Annotated in this window: 17 protein-coding genes and 1 riboswitch; of the genes, 7 read left to right on the forward strand and 10 right to left on the reverse strand. The window is 68.7% G+C overall.

All coding sequences use genetic code 11. From position 1 onward, the window contains the following. Positions 1–120: 120 nt before the first annotated feature. Positions 121–396 (reverse strand): MoaD/ThiS family protein, encoded by a 276-nt coding sequence (locus tag C892_RS0104090; RefSeq protein WP_017538666.1) that lies wholly within the window; start codon positions 394–396, stop codon positions 121–123. Between the two features lie 62 nt (positions 397–458). Beyond that, entirely contained in the window at positions 459–1,730 is a 1,272-nt protein-coding gene (gene thrC, locus C892_RS0104095; protein WP_017556183.1) for a threonine synthase, read from the reverse strand. Positions 1,731–1,743: 13 nt separating this feature from the next. Then, positions 1,744–1,886, reverse strand: a riboswitch (SAM riboswitch). A 225-nt stretch (positions 1,887–2,111) separates the two neighbouring features. Here thrC and C892_RS0104100 point away from each other — a divergent pair. Continuing rightward, the gene (locus C892_RS0104100; protein WP_017556184.1) at positions 2,112–3,548 is read left to right on the forward strand and encodes an alpha,alpha-trehalose-phosphate synthase (UDP-forming); all 1,437 of its coding nucleotides are present in this window, start codon (positions 2,112–2,114) and stop codon (positions 3,546–3,548) included. On the opposite strand, the gene C892_RS0104105 is transcribed toward C892_RS0104100, so the two are convergent. Both C892_RS0104105 and C892_RS0104110 read right to left on the reverse strand, forming a co-directional pair. Continuing rightward, a complete protein-coding gene (locus C892_RS0104105; RefSeq protein ID WP_026124128.1) occupies positions 3,520–4,098 on the reverse strand; it encodes a GrpB family protein in 579 nt (192 codons plus the stop codon). The genes C892_RS0104100 and C892_RS0104105 overlap by 29 nt on opposite strands. Before the next feature lie 74 nt (positions 4,099–4,172). After that, positions 4,173–5,351, reverse strand: a complete 1,179-nt coding sequence (locus tag C892_RS0104110) for a S8 family serine peptidase (RefSeq protein ID WP_017556186.1) — start codon at positions 5,349–5,351, stop codon at positions 4,173–4,175. A 235-nt stretch (positions 5,352–5,586) separates the two neighbouring features. Here C892_RS0104110 and C892_RS0104115 point away from each other — a divergent pair, with 235 nt between their 5' ends. Together C892_RS0104115 and otsB are read left to right on the forward strand one after the other, a co-directional pair. After that, positions 5,587–5,883, forward strand: a complete 297-nt coding sequence (locus C892_RS0104115) for a DUF3263 domain-containing protein (protein ID WP_017556187.1) — start codon at positions 5,587–5,589, stop codon at positions 5,881–5,883. Next, positions 5,880–6,692, forward strand: coding sequence for a trehalose-phosphatase (otsB, locus tag C892_RS0104120; protein WP_017538660.1), 813 nt, complete (start codon positions 5,880–5,882; stop codon positions 6,690–6,692). The genes C892_RS0104115 and otsB overlap by 4 nt, the downstream gene beginning before the upstream one ends. A gap of 7 nt (positions 6,693–6,699) precedes the next feature. Here otsB and C892_RS0104125 read toward each other — a convergent pair whose 3' ends face one another. Both C892_RS0104125 and C892_RS0104130 read right to left on the reverse strand, forming a co-directional pair. Then, positions 6,700–7,146, reverse strand: coding sequence for a DUF3592 domain-containing protein (locus C892_RS0104125; protein WP_017556188.1), 447 nt, complete (start codon positions 7,144–7,146; stop codon positions 6,700–6,702). Between the two features lie 4 nt (positions 7,147–7,150). Further along, positions 7,151–8,173, reverse strand: coding sequence for a serine hydrolase domain-containing protein (locus C892_RS0104130; protein WP_017556189.1), 1,023 nt, complete (start codon positions 8,171–8,173; stop codon positions 7,151–7,153). Between the two features lie 144 nt (positions 8,174–8,317). Here C892_RS0104130 and C892_RS0104135 point away from each other — a divergent pair, with 144 nt between their 5' ends. Then, positions 8,318–9,649, forward strand: a complete 1,332-nt coding sequence (locus C892_RS0104135; protein WP_017556190.1) for a tetratricopeptide repeat protein — start codon at positions 8,318–8,320, stop codon at positions 9,647–9,649. A 59-nt stretch (positions 9,650–9,708) separates the two neighbouring features. Here the strand turns inward: C892_RS0104135 and C892_RS0104140 are convergent, their stop codons facing one another. Next, positions 9,709–9,957, reverse strand: a complete 249-nt coding sequence (locus C892_RS0104140) for a hypothetical protein (protein WP_017556191.1) — start codon at positions 9,955–9,957, stop codon at positions 9,709–9,711. A gap of 195 nt (positions 9,958–10,152) precedes the next feature. Further along, entirely contained in the window at positions 10,153–10,572 is a 420-nt protein-coding gene (locus tag C892_RS0104145) for a hypothetical protein (protein WP_017556192.1), read from the reverse strand. A gap of 113 nt (positions 10,573–10,685) precedes the next feature. Between C892_RS0104145 and C892_RS0104150 the strand changes: the two genes are divergently transcribed. The 3 genes from C892_RS0104150 to C892_RS31150 are packed head-to-tail and all read left to right on the forward strand — an operon-like array spanning position 10,686 to position 15,894. Further along, a complete protein-coding gene (locus C892_RS0104150; protein WP_017556193.1) occupies positions 10,686–14,630 on the forward strand; it encodes a type VII secretion protein EccC in 3,945 nt (1,314 codons plus the stop codon). 43 nt (positions 14,631–14,673) lie between these two features. Beyond that, positions 14,674–15,045, forward strand: a complete 372-nt coding sequence (locus C892_RS0104155) for a hypothetical protein (RefSeq protein ID WP_017556194.1) — start codon at positions 14,674–14,676, stop codon at positions 15,043–15,045. 6 nt (positions 15,046–15,051) lie between these two features. After that, on the forward strand, positions 15,052–15,894 hold the full coding sequence (locus tag C892_RS31150; RefSeq protein WP_152513337.1) for a DUF6177 family protein: 843 nt from the start codon (positions 15,052–15,054) through the stop codon (positions 15,892–15,894). A 109-nt stretch (positions 15,895–16,003) separates the two neighbouring features. Here the strand turns inward: C892_RS31150 and C892_RS31155 are convergent, their stop codons facing one another. Both C892_RS31155 and C892_RS30340 read right to left on the reverse strand, forming a co-directional pair. Then, the gene (locus C892_RS31155) at positions 16,004–16,660 is read right to left on the reverse strand and encodes a hypothetical protein (RefSeq protein WP_152513338.1); all 657 of its coding nucleotides are present in this window, start codon (positions 16,658–16,660) and stop codon (positions 16,004–16,006) included. Positions 16,661–16,815: 155 nt separating this feature from the next. Continuing rightward, positions 16,816–19,266 carry an ADP-ribosyltransferase gene (locus C892_RS30340; protein WP_083934314.1) on the reverse strand — a complete coding sequence of 817 codons (2,451 nt, stop codon included), beginning with the start codon at positions 19,264–19,266 and terminating at the stop codon, positions 16,816–16,818. Between the last annotated feature and the right edge of the window lie 6 nt (positions 19,267–19,272).

Raw genomic sequence — 19,272 nt, forward strand, 5'->3', positions numbered from 1 at the left:
TGGCGAGTGCAAACGGCCCCGGACAAGGTTCCTCTCCTGATGACCCGCAGGTCAAACAGCACATGAACGGGCCGCGCCCGGCAGTGCCGGACGCGGCCCGTGCGCGGTCGACCGGTCGGGTCAGCCCCCGGCCACCGCCGGGATGATGGAGACCTCGACGCCGTCCTTGGTGGCGGTGTCCAAGCCCTCCGCGAAGCGCACGTCCTCGTCCCCCACATAGACGTTGACGAAACGGCGGATCTTCCCGGCGTCGTCCAGGATGCGGGCGCGGATGCCCGGGTGGTTGGCGTCCAGGTCGGCCAGGACCTCCTTCAGGGTCGCGCCCTCGGCGGTGACCTGGGAGGCGTCCTGGGTGTAGGTGCGCAGGATGGTGGGGACGCGAACGCTCACGCTCATGGTGCGGGTACTCCTCGGGTGTCGGTGGTGCGGCGGTTCTCGGGGCGGCGGGTCCGGCCGGGTCAGGCCAGCCCGGCCTCGCGGAACGCGCCCAGGGAGGGCTTGATGGTGGCGGTGACGCCGGCGTCCACCGCGTTCAGGGTCTTCAGGCCGTCGCCGGTGTTCAGCACGACCGTCTCCTTGGCCGGGTCGACCGCGCCCTCGGCCAGCAGCTTGCGCAGTACGCCGGTGGTCACGCCGCCGGCCGTCTCGGCGAAGACCCCCTCGGTGCGCGCCAGCAGGGAGATCGCCTCGACGACCTCGGCGTCGCCGACGTGGCCGACCGCGCCGCCGGTGCGCCGGCACACGTCCAGCACGTAGGGGCCGTCCGCCGGGTTGCCGATCGCCAGCGACTTGGCGATGGTGTCCGGCTTGACCGGCTGGATGACGTCGTGGCCCTCCTCGTAGGCCCGGGCGACCGGGGAGCAGCCGGTCGCCTGGGCGCCGAACACCTTGTAGGGGCGGTCCTCCACCAGGCCCAGCGCGATGAGCTCGCGGAAGCCCTTGTCGATCTTGGTGAGCTGGGAGCCCGAGGCGATGGGCACCACGATCTGCTCCGGCAGGCGCCAGCCCAGCTGCTCGGCGATCTCGTAGGCCAGCGTCTTGGAGCCCTCGGCGTAGTAGGGCCTCAGGTTGACGTTGACGAAGCCCCAGCCCTCGCCGACCGGGTCGCCGATCAGCTCCGAGCAGAAGCGGTTCACGTCGTCGTAGGTGCCGTCGAGGGCCACCAGGCGGCCGCCGTAGACCGCGGCCATGACGACCTTGCCCTCCTCCAGGCCGGCCGGGATGAACACGCAGGACTCGAAGCCGGCGCGCGCGGCGGCCGCGCCCACGGCCCCGGCCAGGTTGCCGGTGGAGGAGCAGGACAGGGTGGTGAAGCCGAAGTTGCGGGCGGCCTCGACGGCCATGGCCACAACGCGGTCCTTGAAGGAGTGCGTGGGGTTGCCTGAGTCGTCCTTGACGTGCAGCGCCTCCATCCCCAGCTCGGAGGCGAGGCGGTCGGCGCGCACCAGCGGCGTCAGGCCGGGGTTCATGTTGGGCAGCTCGGCCACGCGCGCGGGGACGGGCAGCAGGGGGGCGTAGCGCCAGACGTTGTTCGGGCCGGCCGCGATCCCCTCGCGGGTGACCTCGCCGAAGTCGTAGGCGACCTCGAGGGGGCCGAAACAGAACTCACAGGCGAAGCGGGGGCCGAGCTCGTAGCGCTCGCCGCACTCACGGCAGGACAGGGCGGCTGCGGGGCCGAAGGGGCGGGCGGCGGTGCCGGCGGTCGCGGCTTCCGGGGCGCTGATCGCCATCGCGAGGCATCTCCTCTCATCTTTCCTGGCGACCGATCTGGCCCCAGGCCGGAGTTGGCACCTGCCCCGGCCGCCTCGCGGTTTTCACGAGCGCATTGAGCCGGGATGGTTGCCGGGGCTTCGCAGGGCCGGTCCCTCCACCCCTCTGGATGAGCGATATTCGGTTGTGGTCACACTGTTGTCGACGGATTCGGTTGGGAATCCGCTCATGACTGTAACGGACCTTCCGCCCGGTTTTCCATCCATGGTGACCCGGATAACACTCATGGCGCACGCCACACCCCTGTCGGCCTCCCGAGGCCTGCAGCGGGTTTGCGCTCCTGCGCGCACGGCGAGACCTACAACACCCCGAACCGGCTTTCCCGAGAGGTGAACGTTCAGGTGGACAAGGCACAGATCCTCGTCGCGTCCAACAGAGGACCGGTGTCCTACTCGGTCGACGATGCCGGAGCGCTCTCGCACCGGCGCGGGGGCGGAGGGCTGGTCTCCGGTCTGAGCGCCGCGGCCGAGCAGGGCGACACCCTGTGGGTGTGCGCCGCGCTCTCCGGCGCCGACCGCACGGCCGCATCGCAGGCCCCCGACGGCCGTATCGACCGCACCACCGACCTGGGCGGCCTCCGGGTCAAGATGATCGACATCCCCCAGGACGTCTTCGACAACGCCTACACCGGCATCGCGAACTCCACCCTGTGGTTCGTCCAGCACATGCTCTACGAGACGCCGTCGAAGCCCGCCTTCGACGCCGGGTTCCAGGAGCGCTGGGAGGACTACCGGTCCTACAACGCGGCCTTCGCCGAGGCGCTGCTGACCGGCGCGGCGGACGGAGCGCGCGTCGCCGTGCAGGACTACCACCTGGCCCTGCTGCCCCGGATGCTCCGGGGGCGCCGCCCCGACCTGCGCATCGCGCACTTCTCCCACACGCCCTGGGCGCCGCCCGAGTACTTCCGCATGCTGCCCACCGGGGTGCGCCGCGAACTGCTGGAGGGGATGCTGGGCGCCGACCACCTCGGCTTCCTCAGCCCGCGCTGGGCCGACGCCTTCCTGCGCTGCTGCGCCGAGTTCCTGCGGGCCGAGGTCGACCGGGGACGGCGCACCATCGAGTACGGCGGCCGGATCATCTCGGTGGGCGTGCACGCCCTGGGCGCCGACGCCGAAGGACTGCAGCGCCGCGCGGCCGAGCCGGACGTGGCCGAGCGCGCCGAGGCGCTGCGCGAGCGGGTCGGCGACCGCCGCCTCATCGTCCGGGTCGACCGCACCGAGCTGTCCAAGAACATCGTGCGCGGCCTGGAGGCCTACCGGGAGCTGCTGCGCACCCGCCCGGAGTGGCACGGGCGGGTGACGCACCTGGCGTTCGCCTACCCCAGCCGGACCGACGTGCCCGAGTACCGCGAGTACACCGAGCAGGTCCGGATGCTGGCCAAGGAGATCGCCGACGAGTTCGGCACCGCCGACTGGACGCCGCTGGTGCTGGAGGTTCAGGACGACTTCCCGCGCTCGCTGGCGGCCTTCTCCATGGCCGACGTCCTGGTGGTCAACCCGATCCGCGACGGGATGAACCTGGTGGCCAAGGAGGGGCCGGTGCTGTCCCGGGACGGCTGCGCGCTGGTGCTGTCGTCCGAGGCGGGCGCCGCCGACGAGCTGGCCGACGACGCCCTGACGGTCAACCCCTACGACGTGAGCGAGACGGCCGAGGCGATGCACCGGGCCCTGGCGATGCCGGCCGAGGAGCGCAGCGCGCGCTGCTCCCGCCTGGTGGAGCGGGCGTCCGCGCTGCCGCCCGCGCGCTGGTTCAGCGACCAGCTCCGGGCGCTCGGCTGAGGATCTCCTCGATCACCCCGGTCTTGGCCTCGGAGTAGTCCTGGACGCTGTCCCGGAACCGCTCGGCGAGCTCGCGCTTGGTGCGCTCGTAGAGGCCGCGGTCCCCTGCGTCGGCGCGGAGCCGGTCGCGCAGGGCCAGCATGCGCCGCGGTTCCGCGCCGTCGGCGAAGACGTGCAGGTTCATGGTGACGCCGGGGCCCTTGAAGACCCGGTGGTCGTGGAAGTCCGGCTCGGCGAAGTGCAGGGTGTAGCCCGCCTTCTCCAGCGCGGGGCGGTAGGCGTCCTCCTCGGCGGGGTCGCCTACCAGCAGCAGCACGTCGACACAGGGTTTGGCCGCCAGGCCGGGCACGGCGGTGGAACCGACGTGCTCGACGGCCAAGACGGCATCGCCCAGGGTCTCGCGGACCCGCTCGGCCTCGCGCTGGAACAGGTACGGCCACTTGGGGTCGTACTCGGTCAGGACCACGCGCTCTTCCGAACGGTCGAAGTGGCTGCCCCGCGCCTCACCGCGCACAGGCAGCCGTCCGGGGGATTCACTGGTGGGGGACATGGGGGGAGTCTCATGACCTGCGCCGCGCACGTCAACCCGGTCTCTCTTCAGGACACCCGGGCCGACCCGCCCCGCTACTTACGGCGACGGCCGGAACCCTTGCGGCGGCGGCCCGACGGGCGGGCGGCACCCTCGCGGCCGGGCCGGTCCTCCGGTTCGCGCTCGGGCAGCCCGTAAGGGTTCTTGGCGTTGCGGCGCATCACCAGCACGAGGACGACCAGCAGCGCCAGCACCAGCGCACCCCCGGCCGCCCACAGCGTCCAGGCGGGGATCGGGAGGCCGTCGTCCTCGGCGACCAGGTCCTCGTTGTACAGCGGGATGTCCTCGGCGGCGCCCTCTGCCTGCTCCAGGGCGGCCGGCGCGTTCACCACGCCGCCCTGCGCGGAGCCGGTCAGCGCCTCGGCCGCCTGGTCCGGCAGGAGCTGCGGGTGCTCCGCGCGGACCAGCGCGGCGGTGCCCGCGGCGAACCCGGCCGCGATACCGGAGCCGGAGGCCTGCTCGTAACCGCCGCCGGGGGCGGGGGCCTCCACGTCCTCACCCGGGGCGTACACGTCGATCGCCCCGGCGTCCTGGGACGGGGAGGCCTGGGACGGGGAGAGGTCGCGGCCCACCGGGCCGACGGTGAGCGCGCCATCGGAGGCCGAAGCCGCCTCGGCCGCAGGGTCGCCCGCCGGGAGCAGCACCAGCGTGCCCTCATGCGCGGCATAGGCGACCGCCTCGGCGACGCCTTCCATGTCCTGGCCCCCGGCGACACCGTCGGCGACGGCGACCACCTGCGCGCCCTCGTCGGCCGCGTACCGGATGCCGCTCTCCAGGGCGTCGCCGTCCCCGGCCGCGCCGCCCTCGGGCGCCACCCGCACCGAGAGCACCCGCGCGTCGGGCGCCACGCCCTGGAACCGGGCGGTGTGCTCGACGCCGTAGCCGGTCGCCGCGGCCACACCGGCGATCGCGGTGGACGCCCCCTCGGCCCCGCCGTCGGCGCCGGAGAAGTCGGTGCCCTCGGTCACCCCGTCGCCCAGGTTCGGGTTGTCGGCGTCGACGCCGGTGCCGACCACGGCGACCGTGGCGCCGCCGCCCCGGCCGCCCCCGTCCTCGTCCTGGACCGCCGGCCAGGCGTCGCGGGCGCCCACGGCCTCCAGCCCCCACTGGTCGATGAGCGCGTCGCCCCACGCGGGCGGCGCGGACGGCGCGGCCACCGCGCCGGCGGCCAGCAGCAGCGCGCACAGTCCGGAGCCGGCGTGGCTGGTGCGCATGGAGTGTCCCCCCGTGACGTTTCCGGTTGTGAGGCCTGCGCGGCGCTGTACCGCCGAAGCGCTGGTCAGGGCCGCGTGCACGGGCAATTCTGCCAGCTTCGCACGTGTATGCGAACGCGGCGGCCACCCGGTAAGGGGCTGCTTACCCCACGGGCCGAACCTGCGCGGTCCCCTGCGTCGGCCCCGGGACGAGTCGCTACGATGTTTCGCGCCGATCCCGAAGAGGAGACGTGCAATGCCAGAAATCCGGGAACAACCCGACCCCTCAACCGACGGCGCGCCGGGCCTCGCCGAGCGCGACCGGCGCATCCTCGCCTTCGAGAGCCAGTGGTGGAAGCTCGAAGGCTCCAAGGAGCAGGCGATCCGCGACGAGTTCGGCTTCTCCCCCACCCGCTATTACCAGCTGCTCAACGGCCTGGTGGACCGCCCCGAGGCGCTCGCCTTCGACCCCATGACGGTCAAGCGGGTGCGCCGCCTGCGCGCCGACCGGCGCCGCCAGCGCACCGCCCGCCGCCTCGGCATCCACCTGTGAGGCCGTTCCCCGGCCCGTGCACCGCCGACGGCGCGGCCGCGCTGAGCGCGATCGCCGAACGTCCCTCGGCGGCACTGCTCGCCTTCGACTTCGACGGGACCCTGGCCCCGATCGTGCCCGACCCCCGCGACGCGCGGCCGCATCCGCGCGCCCTCGCCGCGCTGCGCGCCCTGGCCCCGCGCGCGGGCGGCGTCGCCGTGGTCACCGGGCGGCCCGCGGCCACCGCCGTGGAGTACGGCGGCCTGGACGCCCTGCCCGGCGCCGTGGTGCTCGGCCACTACGGCCTGGAGCGCTGGGAGGGCGGGCGGCTCACCTCGCCCGGCGAGGTGCGCGGCCTGGACGAGGCGCGCGCCGGGGTCCCGGCGCTGCTCGCGGAGCTGGGCCCGCTCGCCGAGGGGGTGCACGTCGAGGACAAGGGCAAGGCCCTCGCGGTGCACACCCGCCGCGCGGCCCGGCCCGACGCGGCCCTGGAGGCGCTGCGCGAACCGCTGCGCCTGCTGGCCGAACGCGCGGGGCTGGCGGTGGAGCCGGGGCGCATGGTGATCGAGCTGCGGCCCCCGGGCATGGACAAGGGGGCGGCGCTGACCGCCCTGGTCGAGGAGAGGCGGCCCGGGGCGCTGCTGTTCGCCGGGGACGACCTGGGCGACCTGCCCGCGTTCGCGGCCGTGCGCAGTCTGCGCGGCCGGGGCGTCGCCGGCGTCGCGGTGTGCAGCGGCTCCGCGGAGCAGACCGCCCTGGCCGAGCAGGCGGACCTGGTGGTCGACGGGCCCGGCGGCATCGCCGACCTGTTGGAGTCCCTGCTCCCCTGAGGCCGGGCTATCCCAGGTAGGCCGGCAGGCCGAGCAGGAGGGCGCCCAGCAGCAGCACCGTCCCCACCCCCAGGAACAGCAGGGCGCCGAGGACCTGGGACCAGGCCTCGATGATCTCGGCCCGCTCGGGCCGGTCCGGGTCGTAGGCGACGGTGACCTGCCGCCCGGTGCGCATGAGGTTGGTGGTGACGCGGATCCTCTGCACCGCCTCGACGTCGCGGCCGTCCAGGGTGCGGAAGGAGAAGCGCGCCGCGCTGCTGCTCGTGGCGCTGAGGCTGTGCTCGCCCGCGCGCAGGTGCACCAGGGTCCGCCGCCCGCCGACGACGCCCGGGACGCGCACGCCCGTGCGCCGCACCCGCAGGACGTCGGAGAGCAGCCAGGCGCCCAGGACGGCGAAGAAGAGCGGGAACAGGACCATGAAGAGCGCACCGATGACGGACCCGACTCCGCCCATTCCCTCACTCCCCGAAGCAGGCGCGGACCGCGGCGCGGAGGTCGTCCAGGCCGGTCCGGCGCCGGCCGAAGTGCACCGCGTTGGTCAGCAGCCCCACGTAGCGGCCGGTGTCGGGCTGCAGGAACATGCTAGTGCCGGTGAACCCGTGGTGGTAGACCACCCCGTCGTCGCCCACGAGCCAGCCCAGGCCCCGGGCGACGCCGTCGGCGACCCGCACGGCGGGCCGCCAGCTCTGCCGCACGTAGTGCGGCGGGAGCAGCGCCCCCTCCTCCCCCGAGGCGCTGCGCAGCAGCTCGCGGGCGAAGGCGCCCAGGTCGATCGCGGTGCTGAAGACCCCGGCGTGCCCGGCGACGCCGCCCATCAGCGCGGCGGCCTCGTCGTGCACCACGCCCCAGACCGGCGCCGTGCCGGGGATCCGGCACTCGGTGGGCGCCACGGCCGGTGAGCGCGGCAGCGGGCCGTAGGTCGTGGCGGTCATGCCGGCCGCGCTCCAGTAGGTGGACAGGGCCAGGTCCAGCGGGGTGTCCAGGAGCCGTTCCAGGATCAGACCCAGCAGGATGAACCCGCGGTCGATATAGCGGTATCCCTCCTCCTCCAAGGGCTCGGCCAGGATCGACTCCACGAGGTCCCTGTCGGTGCCGACGTAGCACTCCAGCCACGCGACCGGGTTCAGCCGGGACGTGTGCGTCAGGACCTGCCGTGCGGTGACCTCCCCTCCGGCGTAGGGGCCGCCGGACACATAGCGCCCCAGGGGCGTGTCCAGTGACAGGATCCCCTCCGCGACCGCGGTCCCCACCAGCGGCCAGGTGGCCATGATCTTGGTCAGGCTGGCGACGTCGTAGAGGACATCCGGGGCGGCCTGCACATCGTCCCCGCCCTCGGTGACGCCGCCGACGGCGACGAACTCCCACATGCTCCCCGTACCGACCACCGCCGCGCCGCCGGGCAGCCACCCGGCGTCGACCATCACCTTCAGTACTCCCCGGATGTCGGCTCCGGTCTCGGCCACCCAGTCGCCGTCGCGCATAGGACCCCCTTGTACCCACTCCCCCGGTCAGGCGATACCCCCTGGCGGGACGCCCCTCACCCCGCGAGGGCACCGAATCCGTCCCTGACCTGGACCGAAACCACGAAGGAAACCGTTTTCGCCACTTTCCGGCAGACTGGCGCAATGGACCGCAGCTCTCCCCCCACCCCCGACTCCGCCTCGGCCGCCCAGAGCTACTCCGAGGCCGTACGGATCTTCCGCGAAGGCCGCCCTGCAGAGGCCGAGCCCTACATCCGCAAGGCGGTGGAACTCGACCCCGACCGAACGCTCTACAGGACCAACCTCGGCAAGGTCCTCATGAACCAGAACCGCTACGAGGAGGCGCTGCCCTGGCTCCAGGAGGCGGCGGCATCGGGCGACTCGGAGGCGATGGGCTATACGGGCGAGTGCCTGAACCGCCTCAAGCGCTTCGAAGAGGGCGAGGGGTTCCTCCGCCGGGCGAAGGAGCTCGGCGCCCCTGATCGGAACTTCTCGTTCTTCCTGGGCAAGTCCCTGTACGGGCAGAGGCGCTTCGAGGAGGCCCTGCCCTGGTTCCAGGAGGCGTCCACCTCGGGCGACCTCGAAGCGATGCGCATGGCCGGCACCGCCCTCGACAAGCTGGAGCGGCTCGAAGAGGCCGAGCAGTGGTACTTCCCGGCGGCGCAGGCGGGCGACACCACGGCGATGGTGTACCTGAGCGCACTCAAAGTGGACCTCGGGCACCTGGAGGAGGCCCTCGACTGGGCCCAGCGCGCGGCGCGGTCGGGCAACCCGGAGGGCAACACCAACGCGGGGATGATCCTGGTCAAGCTCAAGCGCTACCGGGAGGCGCACGACTGGCTGCGGCCCGCCGCCGACGCCGGCACCCCCACGGCGGCCTACAACCTCGGACTGGTGCTCGAAGACAAGCTGGGCCTGCCCGAACAGGCCGAGCACTACTTCCGCGTCTCCGCCGAGGGCGGATACGACCGGGGGATGTCGGCCTACGGGGAGGCCCTGGTCCGCAAGGGGCTCTTCCAGGAGGCGAAGCCGTGGCTGGAGAAGGCGGTCAAGCAGGGGTGGCCCCGGGCGGGCGTGGCGCTCGGCGAGGCGCTGATCGCCCTCGGCGAGGGGGACATGGCCGAGAACTGGTTGGAATGGTCCTGGGGCAAGGGCCGCAAGCGCGCGGCGCTGGTCCTCGGTCGGCACCTCTCGGACGAGGGCCGGTTCCTCGAGGCGGAGCACTGGTTGAACCGCGCCCGTGAGGCGGGCCTCTCCAATGCGGAGGCGGGCCTCGGGATCGCCCTACTGAAGCAGGACAAGCCGGACGAAGCACTTCCCTTGCTGCGTAACGCCGCCAAGCACGCCGACTGGGAGGCCATGCGCCACCTGGTCCTGACCCTCCGCCAGCGAGGCGAGGCGGACGAGGCCGACCACTGGTACGGCCTGCTCCCACCCGAGCACAAGGCCGCCGTCGACGACTCGCGGCTCGGCTGAGGTCCTCGGTCGGGCCGGGCGGTGCCTCCTCGGGGGCGGTGGGATCGCCGCTCTCTTTCCTACGAGCCTTCGCCCGGTCCGGCCGGACCGACGACCACCACCGGCTCGGTACCGAGGTGGTCGAGGAGCGTCCCCTTCCGGATCGCCGCACCCCCGAGATCGATCATCCCGGTCGGGTCCAGGGAGAACGCCCCACCGCACTCGTACATCGCGGTGAGCGGCGCGAACAGGTGGGGCAGATCAGGGAGCGGAGCGCCGGAGCCGAGAGCGGCCTCGAAGGTCACCGACCACAGGCAGGTCTTCACCACCTGGGGCGGCGATCCCCGCCGCGTCCAGGAACGGCCAGCGGCCCGCCTGGAGGGCCCTCCGCCACAGGGCCGCACGCCTCAGGTACTCGCGCATCAGGCCGACCCTGGACGTGGCCGACTCCGGCCGGACGCTCCAGTCGATCGCCAGGAGCCTGTCGACCTGAGCGCGCGCGGCACGCTGCCCGGGGGCCGCCTTCACGGGAGGAACCACCCAGGGGTCCATTCGGCGTCACGCGGGAAGCGCCGCTCCTCCGCAGCGATCAGCTCCCGCGCAGGCGGCGACTCGAAGTAGGGCGGCTCTAGCTCGTGGTCGAAGGAGACGTCGAACCTCCCGTCGGAGACCGTGAGGTCGAGCGAGAACCATGTCCCCCGCCCCTCCCGGTACATGCCGCGCCGGAGCTTCTGCAGGTTCAACTGGGCGAGCGGCGGCACCTTCACCGTCAGGCGCTCCCCGTCCTCCATCTCGGCGTACGCCCGGACCTCCTCGGCATACCCCAGACCGCCGCACACCAGCCGGACGGACGCGGCCCCCTCAGGGGCACCCTCGACGAGCTCCCGAGCGGTCTCCACAAGGAGCTCACGCTCTCCTTCCGGACCGAGTTCCCAAGCGGACATGGCTTCCTCTCTCTACAAGGCATGGGGACTGTGTCCCGTAGGATCCGCTGCGTCAAGGGATGTTCACACCGCGGTAGGACAAAAGCGGTCAGCCCGTTTCGAGAGGAGCGCCGGTGACGACCCGCATCGTGCACCGCCCGGCCAGGACCGTGCACCCGCCCGCTCCCGAGGAGCCGCGCGAGGTCGAGGCGCCCCCGACGCTGCCCGACGGCAATGCCCAGCAGAGCCCGCTGATGACCATCCTGCCGATGGTCGGCATGATGGCGTCGCTGACCATCATGATGGTGATGCGCAACCCGGCGTTCATCGTCTTCGGCGCCGTGATCCTCGTGGTGGCCCTCCTCGCGGCCCTGGGCATGTTCTTCTCCCGCCGGGGCCAGGCCGGGCGCCAGCGGCGGCACCAGCGCGAGCTGTACCTCGAATACCTGGAGGAGCTGCGGGACGAGCTGAGCGCCGCCGAGCGCGACGCACGCGCCAAGGCCCGGCTCCTCGCACCCCCGCCCGAGGCCCTCTACGACATCGTCCGCGACCCCGCGCGCTTGTGGGAGCGGCGGCGCAGGGACCGCGACTTCCTCCGCGTGCGCCTGGGATCCGGCGAGGTGCCCGCCCGTCCCCTCCGGCTGGCCGACCGGGGCAGCGCCCTGACGCCCACCGACCCGTTCATGGCCTCCGAGGCCTCGGCGGTCATCCGGCGCTTCGAGAGCGCACCGGACATGCCCCTGTCGGTCCCGCTCGACCGGGCGGGCAACGTCAGCATCATCGGTGAACGCGAGGACTGCCTGCGGGTCGTCCGCGCCCTGCTCGCCCAGGTGTGCGTCTTCCACGCCCCTGAGGACCTCGCCCTCGCCGCCGCCTATTCCGCCGACCGGGCCGACGACTGGGAGTGGCTCAAGTGGCTCCCGCACGCCTCCGAGGGCGACACCCGGCTCATCGCCCAGGACCCGTCGGGGCTCGGTGCCCTGCTCGCCGACGAGCTCCGGTCGCGCACCGACCTCGCCGGGGAGATCCGGCGCGGCATGGGGCGCAAGGAGGCCTACGCGGCCATGCGGCGGCTGCTCGTCGTGCACGACACCCACGGCGGGGTCGCCCGCGACCTGGCGCGCCCCGACGACGCGATCGCCCCGGCGGCGCTCGGCGCCACCGTGCTGCACCTGGTCGAGCGGCAGGTGGACGAGCCGGGGGACGTGTCCCTGCGGATCACCGTCGACGGCCGCGAGGCCACCGTCGCGGACCTGCGCCCGGACGACCCGACGGCCGCCGCCGGCACCGCCGACGACGTCACCCCCGACCTCCTCGGCGGCCTGATCCGGATGCTGACGCCGCTGCGCCTGTCGGCCGAGGCCGCCGAGGAGGCCGAAGCGGACGCCGGGTCCGTCGACTTCACCGGCGCGCTGGGCGTTCCCGATCCGGGCGCGATGGACATCCCCAGGCTGTGGGCGTCCCGGAGCGAGCGCGCCTTCCTGCGGGTGCCGATCGGCTTCGACGGCATGGGGCAGCCGCTGGTGCTCGACCTCAAGGAGGCGGCGCAGCTGGGCATGGGGCCGCACGGGCTCTGCGTCGGGGCGACCGGTTCCGGCAAGAGCGAGCTGCTGCGCACGCTCGTCCTGGCGCTGGCGTCCACGCACTCGCCGGACGACCTGTCCATGGTGCTGGTCGACTACAAGGGCGGGGCGACGTTCGCGCCCTTCGAGGAGCTGCCGCACGTCGCCGGCATCATGACCAACCTGGAGGACGACACCGCGCTGATCGAGCGCGCGTACGCGAGCCTGTCCGGCGAGGTGCAGCGGCGCCAGCAGGTGCTGAAGGACGCGGGGAACGTGGCGGGGATCGGCGACTACGCGTTCCTGCGCTCGAAGGACCCGTCGCTGCCGCCGCTGCCGCACCTGTTCGTCATCATCGACGAGTTCGGCGAGCTGCTGACCGCGCGCCCGGACTTCATCGAGCTGTTCCTTTCCATCGGGCGGATCGGCCGGAGCATCGGCGTGCACCTGCTGCTCTCCAGCCAGCGCATCGAAGGCGGAAAGCTGCGGGGCCTGGACACCTACCTCTCCTACCGCCTGGGGCTGCGCACGTTCTCCGAGGAGGAGAGCCGCACGGTCCTCGACACTCCGGACGCGTTCCACCTGCCCGCGCTCCCGGGCTTCGGCTACCTGAAGGTGGACACGACCGTCTACCAGCGCTTCAAGGCGGGCTACGTGTCCGGCCCCTTCAAGGGCACGCTCGCCTCGGCCAGGGAGGACACGGAGACGAAACCGACCGTCAAGCCCTTCGGCGCCTACAATGCCGAGACCTCCACCGGGCCCGAGCCCGGGGAGGACGGCCCGGTCATGCCGGAGCGCTCGACCGGACCTTCGCTGCTCGACGTCATGGTCGGCCAGCTTTCGCGCCACGGCTCACCGGTGCGCGGCGTGTGGCTTCCCCCGCTCCCCGCCGCGACTCCGCTGGACGCGCTCTCAGGCGCTCCCGCACCCGGCCCTGAGGGGCTCAAGCTCCCCGGCGCGCGCGAGCAGATGCAGCCCCCCATCGGCCTCCTGGACGACCCGTCCAAGCAATGGCAGGGGGAATGGAGCCTGGACCTCACGGCCGCCGGCGGGCACGTCGCCGTCATCGGCGGGCCCCAGACGGGCAAGACGACCCTGCTGCGCACACTGGTGACGTCCCTGGCGCTCACCCATACGCCCGCGCAGGCGGCGGTGTACTGCCTCGACCTGGTCGGGGGCGGGCTCCAAGCCCTGTCCGAGCTACCCCACGTGGGCGGGGTGGCGGGCCGCCTCGACCGTGAGCGCGTGCGGCGCACCGTGGAAGAGGTGCGGGGCATGATGGAGCACCGGGCCGAGGTGTTCCGGGAGCGCGGGATCGACTCGGTGGAGCGGTTCCGCCGCATGCACGCCCGGGGCGAGGTGCCCGAGATCCCCGTCGCGGACGTCGTGCTGGTCGTCGACGGGTTCGGGACGATCCGCAAGGACTTCGAGGAGCTGGACGAGCAGGTGACCGAGCTCCTGCAGCGCGGGGGCGGGTACGGCGTCCACATCGTCGCGGCGGTGCTGCGGTGGAACGACGTGCGGATGGCGGTGCAGTCGACGTTCGGCCAGCGGGTCGAGCTGAGGCTGAACGACCCGACGGATTCCACGGTCGACCGGAAGCTGGCGGAGACGTTCCCGGCGGACACCCCGGGGCGGGCGCTGACCGACGGCAAGCTGTTCGGGCAGGTGGCGCTGCCGAGGATCGACGGCCGGACGGACGCCTCCGACCTCGGCGAGGCGGTCGAGAAGACGGCCCGCGAGGTCGCGGGGGCGTGGACCGGGTCGGCGGCCCCGCAGGTGCGCGTGCTCCCCTCACTGCTCCACACGACGGAGCTTCCCTCCGCGTCGCAGTTCCCGAGCACGGTCCCCATCGGCCTGGACGAGAAGCACTTGGCACCCGTCGGACTGGACCTGTTCAACGACGACCAGAACCTGCTGGTGCTGGGCGACGGAGAGTGCGGGAAGACGAACCTGCTGCGCCTCATCGCCGAGGGCCTCACGGAGCGCTTCACGTCCGAGGAACTGGTCTTCGCGGTGATGGACCCGAGGCGCACCCTCAAGAACGTGGTGCCGGAGCCCTACATGGGCGGCTACGCGAGCAACGCCCGCGTGTGCGCGGGGCTCGCCGGCGGGGTCGCCAAGGAGCTGGAGGAGCGCCTGCCCGACGACGCCGACCTGGACGCGGAGTCCGGCCCTAAGGGCCCGAGGATCATCGTCCTGGTGGACGACTACGACCTCCTCACCACCGCCGGCCAGAAGCCGCTGGCACCGTTCGTCCCGTTCGTCTCCAACGGCAGGGACATCGGCCTCCACTTCGTCGTGGCCCGCAGGGTCGCAGGCGCGGCCAGGGGGATGTACGACCCGCTGATCCAGTCCATGCGCGAGATCGGCACCAGCGCGCTGCTGATGTCCGGCGACAGGGGCGAGGGCCAGATCTTCCCGAGGATCTACGCCCAGGCCCAGCCCGCAGGCCGAGGCAAATGGATCCGGCGGGGGAAGTCCCCGCAGTTGATGCAGACGGCGCTGCGCTCGTAGAACCCCGAAAACATTCCCCACCCCGGCTTCCCCTGGAGAATCTATGAGTTACGACGTCGTCGCGCTCGTGACCAAGGAGCCCGATCAGCGGCTCATTGCGGATGCGATGGTCGACACCGGCAAGGACCTATTGATCCAGCCGAGAAGTGGTGGCCGCATCATGCAACTCTTGTCACCAGAAGACGAGAAGGTCCTGCTCACGATCGAGCCGCCTCGATTGATCGAGGTTCTCAGTGAAATCGACCGCCTCCTCGGGCCGAATCTGACCGAGGGGCTGACCTCTCCATGCTGGTGGATCGAGGCCCACGCAGACCCGGAGGTGGGCCCCCCGCACGCGAACCGATTCGCCGAGTCACTGGCCTGGAGACTCGGCGGCGCGGTCTGGACGTCCGCAGACTCGAACGAGGAGCTCTGACCCCCGATGGCCCCCACCGTCTCCGATCTCATGGACACCAGCCCTGCGCTTGACCTGATCACAGGCAAGGCCGTGGTCATGCACCAAAGTCGTCAGGTCGTGCCCTACACACAGTGGATCGCCGACGCCATGCACGAATGCATTGCGAAGAACCTCGAATTCCAACTGGTGACGCCCCCGACGTCCAGGGTTACGTTCCCTCTCCGCTATGCACTGACGAACCCGCTTTTCACATGGGTCGTCGACGACCGCGAGCACGGTGTCTACGACGGCATCAGAAGCCACGCACTCAAGTGGCTGGACTCCTCAGGCTACGTTCCGGACGTCCTAGAAGGCAGCTATCTTACCCCCGCCGAAGGCTTCCTGAGACCAGAACCGCGAGGATATCCCCAGGTCCAGGTAGAACTGGTCTTCTCTTCCGACGCCGGCACTGCCAAGGATCCAGAACTGGACGAAGTAGTAGCATTTCTGACCGGCACCCTCACGGGCCTCCCGCCAGCCTCCTGGGGGCCAACGGAACCCATGGGACTCCACTGGAAAAAACACGAGGATTCCCGCGAACGCATACTAAATCTGCGAGCGCCGGTCCTCTTCAATTCTTCATCGCCAATGGCATTGCTTATCGGGATCGCCCAACAAAAGAAATCCAGGGCAAACTCACGCAAAAAGCTCGCTTTTATTGTGAGCGCCAAACAGGAAAACCACCCTTTAGTAAAAATCGTCACCCCCAAGCTCCTGGAGATCAAGGCGAATTACGGAATCGATAGCATAAACTGCTACGCCGGGACCGCGCGCCCAGACCTTACTTTCACTCCAAGAAATGGACAGGGGCTGACCCCCCTCTGTTAATTACTAACCGGAACAGACGCTCAACCATCAACCCAGATCGGCACGATGAAAGCGGACCGAGGACGCTGCCCTCGAGCAGAAATAGCCGTTATACCCCTCCGCCGTTCTTCTATCCATTACCTCGGGCGGCGAGTTTCCTCAATTCATGAAACGCCCCCACCGTCTTCTCCTCACTCCCGGGCACGACTCTTCCCCTCTTCGCTTCAAACGGAGCATTTCGGGCCGCTCTCATTGCATCCAGGGGCCCCATCCCTGCTGAGTAGCAGTCGACGAGCCATTCATCCCACAACCCTGCTGCCGGAAACCCAAATTCACTCCAACGGCTTACCCAGACAAAACCGGCAGCCCAATCGGCATCCGAAGCCCAAAGGTACCCGATTACGTTTTCGTTCATCTCGACAGGCAGGTAATGAACTGGGTGTGACCCCGCTGCATTATAAGTCTTCGTGCTCAGCGTGAACGGAGATAGATCGCCCCAACCATATGCACGGTCCAGTGGAGTTCCGTCCTCAAAGTACCCCACAGGAACACGTCGTTGCTCTGGAAGTCTCCGTCCTGTCACCTCCAGATGGAACTCTTCGAGACTGGCACGTTCGCCGCGTTCACTGGTCGGTTCGACACCTCCAAGCATCGAATCAGCCGGGAGCCTGCTCAGATGGTCGAACGCCTCAAGGGCTGGCATGCCCCGCGCATAACACTCCTCGATCCTATCGTTCCACCCCTCCGATACATCTACGCTTTCGTCGATTTCCAATACATCCACCAAATTCCAATAATTCAGTGCGTTCTCATTGATTGCAGACCAGATGTAACCAATGGCACGTCCATTCCGAGTCACCGTGTTGAATACAATCGGACCGTGACATCTTGTGGGATATGTAGACACAATTTACACCTTACAATGAACGAGAGAAATTAGATCTAGAATGGCAGGTCAACCTTACTCCGAACGACGGCGTCGATATAAGTATACCCGTCCATACCGTCCCATACATTCCTGATAAAATACTGCGTTCCCCGAGGCAATATCAACTCTCGCTGGGAAGGGTATGCACTTTTACTTCCCATCCACAACCCTCCACCATCGCGAGGAACCGTAATATACATTCTAATGGGATGATCCTTATTGTCAATGGGTGGAGGCGTCTTCCCCAAAGCTGTCGACATGAATCCAGTTTCTGTCTGCACCGTATTGCGAATCGAACGCACGTCCAGGCCGTCGTAACCTTCCATGAAATGGACGTCCCCCACTCCTCTAACTACTTGAACCTGTTCCGGAAGAGGACGTTGGGTGGCGGCATTCATCTCTTCAACTCTTCCCCTGACCTTACCCTCCAACTCTGCATTCGTAGGAAATACCCCGCCGAACGATTCCGTCATTCTACGGAGCGGCCCCGCTGAATTCTTAATACCTTCCAAGGCTTCTCGCGGGTTTGGCGACCTCAGAATTTCATTAACCAAATCCCTCTGTTTAGAAGTCAAGTCTGTTCGTTTATTTGCACCCTTGATATCGTCCAAGGTCGGCGTCTTACCGCCATTCATTTCATATACTTGCCATCCCTCGTAATGTCCCTTCCATGCGTCGATAAGATTTTTCGCTCTATTCCAATCTCCTGTTCGCGCAAGGGGATTCAACCACGATTGGACCGTGTAGTGGTAAGCTGCGTTCTTCTGGTTGGCCGGCAAGTTGTCATATGCATTCGGGTTTTTCTTGGGGTCGCCCAAGAGACTCTCGCCGTACTCGTGTCCGGACCTATTGTCATCAAAATAGCGAGTACCGTCGGGGGCAATCCTCCCTGGGAGATTTGCCGGATCTTCCCCAAAGATCTTGGTATCGTCGCCGCTTAATCCTGAACCACCCCAGATGCTATTATTGCCTTGGGCGTTACCGGTACTATTGGCGGCCGAAGCGCTCCCACCGCCCGATCCACCTTCAGTGCTGCTCCCACTTCCATCTGTATTGGAGCTACTGGAACTTGCCCCCGCCTTCGCAGGCTCCTTGGCACCGGCATCCGAATAGGTGTCGCCGCCGTTTGGGTTACCACCCTTAGCTAGGGCCGCGGCATCATTGATCTGAGAAGTCGCACCACTCGGAACTGCGGCCTTCGCCATATCTTGGGGAGTGGCGTTGTTTAGAGATTCACCAGTCGACAGGTCTTTGAATTGCTGTTGATACTGCTTCTGCGTAAGACGCTTATCTCCAGGAAAAAGCCCACGCTTTTCAGAGTCTTTTGCCGTACCGGGATCATCTTGACCGTTGTTACCGCCATCCTGATGCTGATCGACCCCCGCTGCTGATTTCAGCCCCTTAAGCCCCTTCCCAACGACACCGCCGATGCCGATGGTCGCCAAATTGAAGGCCAAGGTTCCATAGGCGTATCCCGGGTCTTCATCGACCATTGTGTAGGGAAAGAAGTCATGAAGGTGCCCCGCCCACGCTTCCTTGGCAACTTCGGCACTCATTCCCTTAGGCATGAGCGTTCCGTCGACGAAGTCGACACCGAAAAGGTTCGCAGTACCTTTTACAGTCGACTGTCCGAGGTCCGCGAAGAACACTGCGCTGTTCGCTGATCTTTCGAATGGATCAATCGTCCAACCGTTCTCGGGGTGGTAGTATCCGGACGCGGTCATAGCAACCGCGCCCATATCCCACCAGAAATTGACTGTGACGTTGTCGGAAAGCATCCTCCCGACGCCGTCCACGAACCTCAGGGTCGGGTTTACAATATCGGCACCCATTTCCTCAATTTTTGCATTGTATGCTTCGGCGGTAGTTCCATACTCCACCTCTCCCTGCTTTTTCGGTGAGCCGCTCGGAACGAACTCCGTACCACCGAAGAGAGAGGTGATCTTGTTCGCACACTCACGCTCAGCCTCTTGAAATGCGATGATCCTGGAGTTCGAAAATGACTTCAACTGAATGTTGATCTCAACAGCAGCGCTGTCACTCTTCCAGTCATCGTCAACCAATTCCACGAATCTGCGGGCCCGTTTACGGAGATCGACGAGTTGCGCCTTGAGGTGGGACGCTGAGACCGCGAAATCTTGCAAGGCGCCGGCCACGGCGACCATCTTTCCAGCAATCTCGTCTCCCAAATTGGCCACCGGATCGACCGCCCGCAGAAGGAGGTCGACTTCCGGAGCCGAGTAAACCCCTCCCAGAGCCTGCCACACAGTCCGGATGTCCTGACCGTTTTCGCCGATCTCCTCGCCGTTCTTCCGTACACCTGAGGCCGAGTCGTAAAGAAGTTGGGGAGCCGTTCCAGGCAGCGGGATCGCTTCAGGGACGATCAACGCTCCAGGATCGGGGTTGAGGAGCTGCATGCTCGTCGTGCCCGAACCCGAGGTGCCCGAAGTCGGAGGGGCTTCCATCTTGCT

This window comes from Nocardiopsis baichengensis YIM 90130 (assembly GCF_000341205.1).
GTDB lineage: Bacteria > Actinomycetota > Actinomycetes > Streptosporangiales > Streptosporangiaceae > Nocardiopsis_A > Nocardiopsis_A halophila.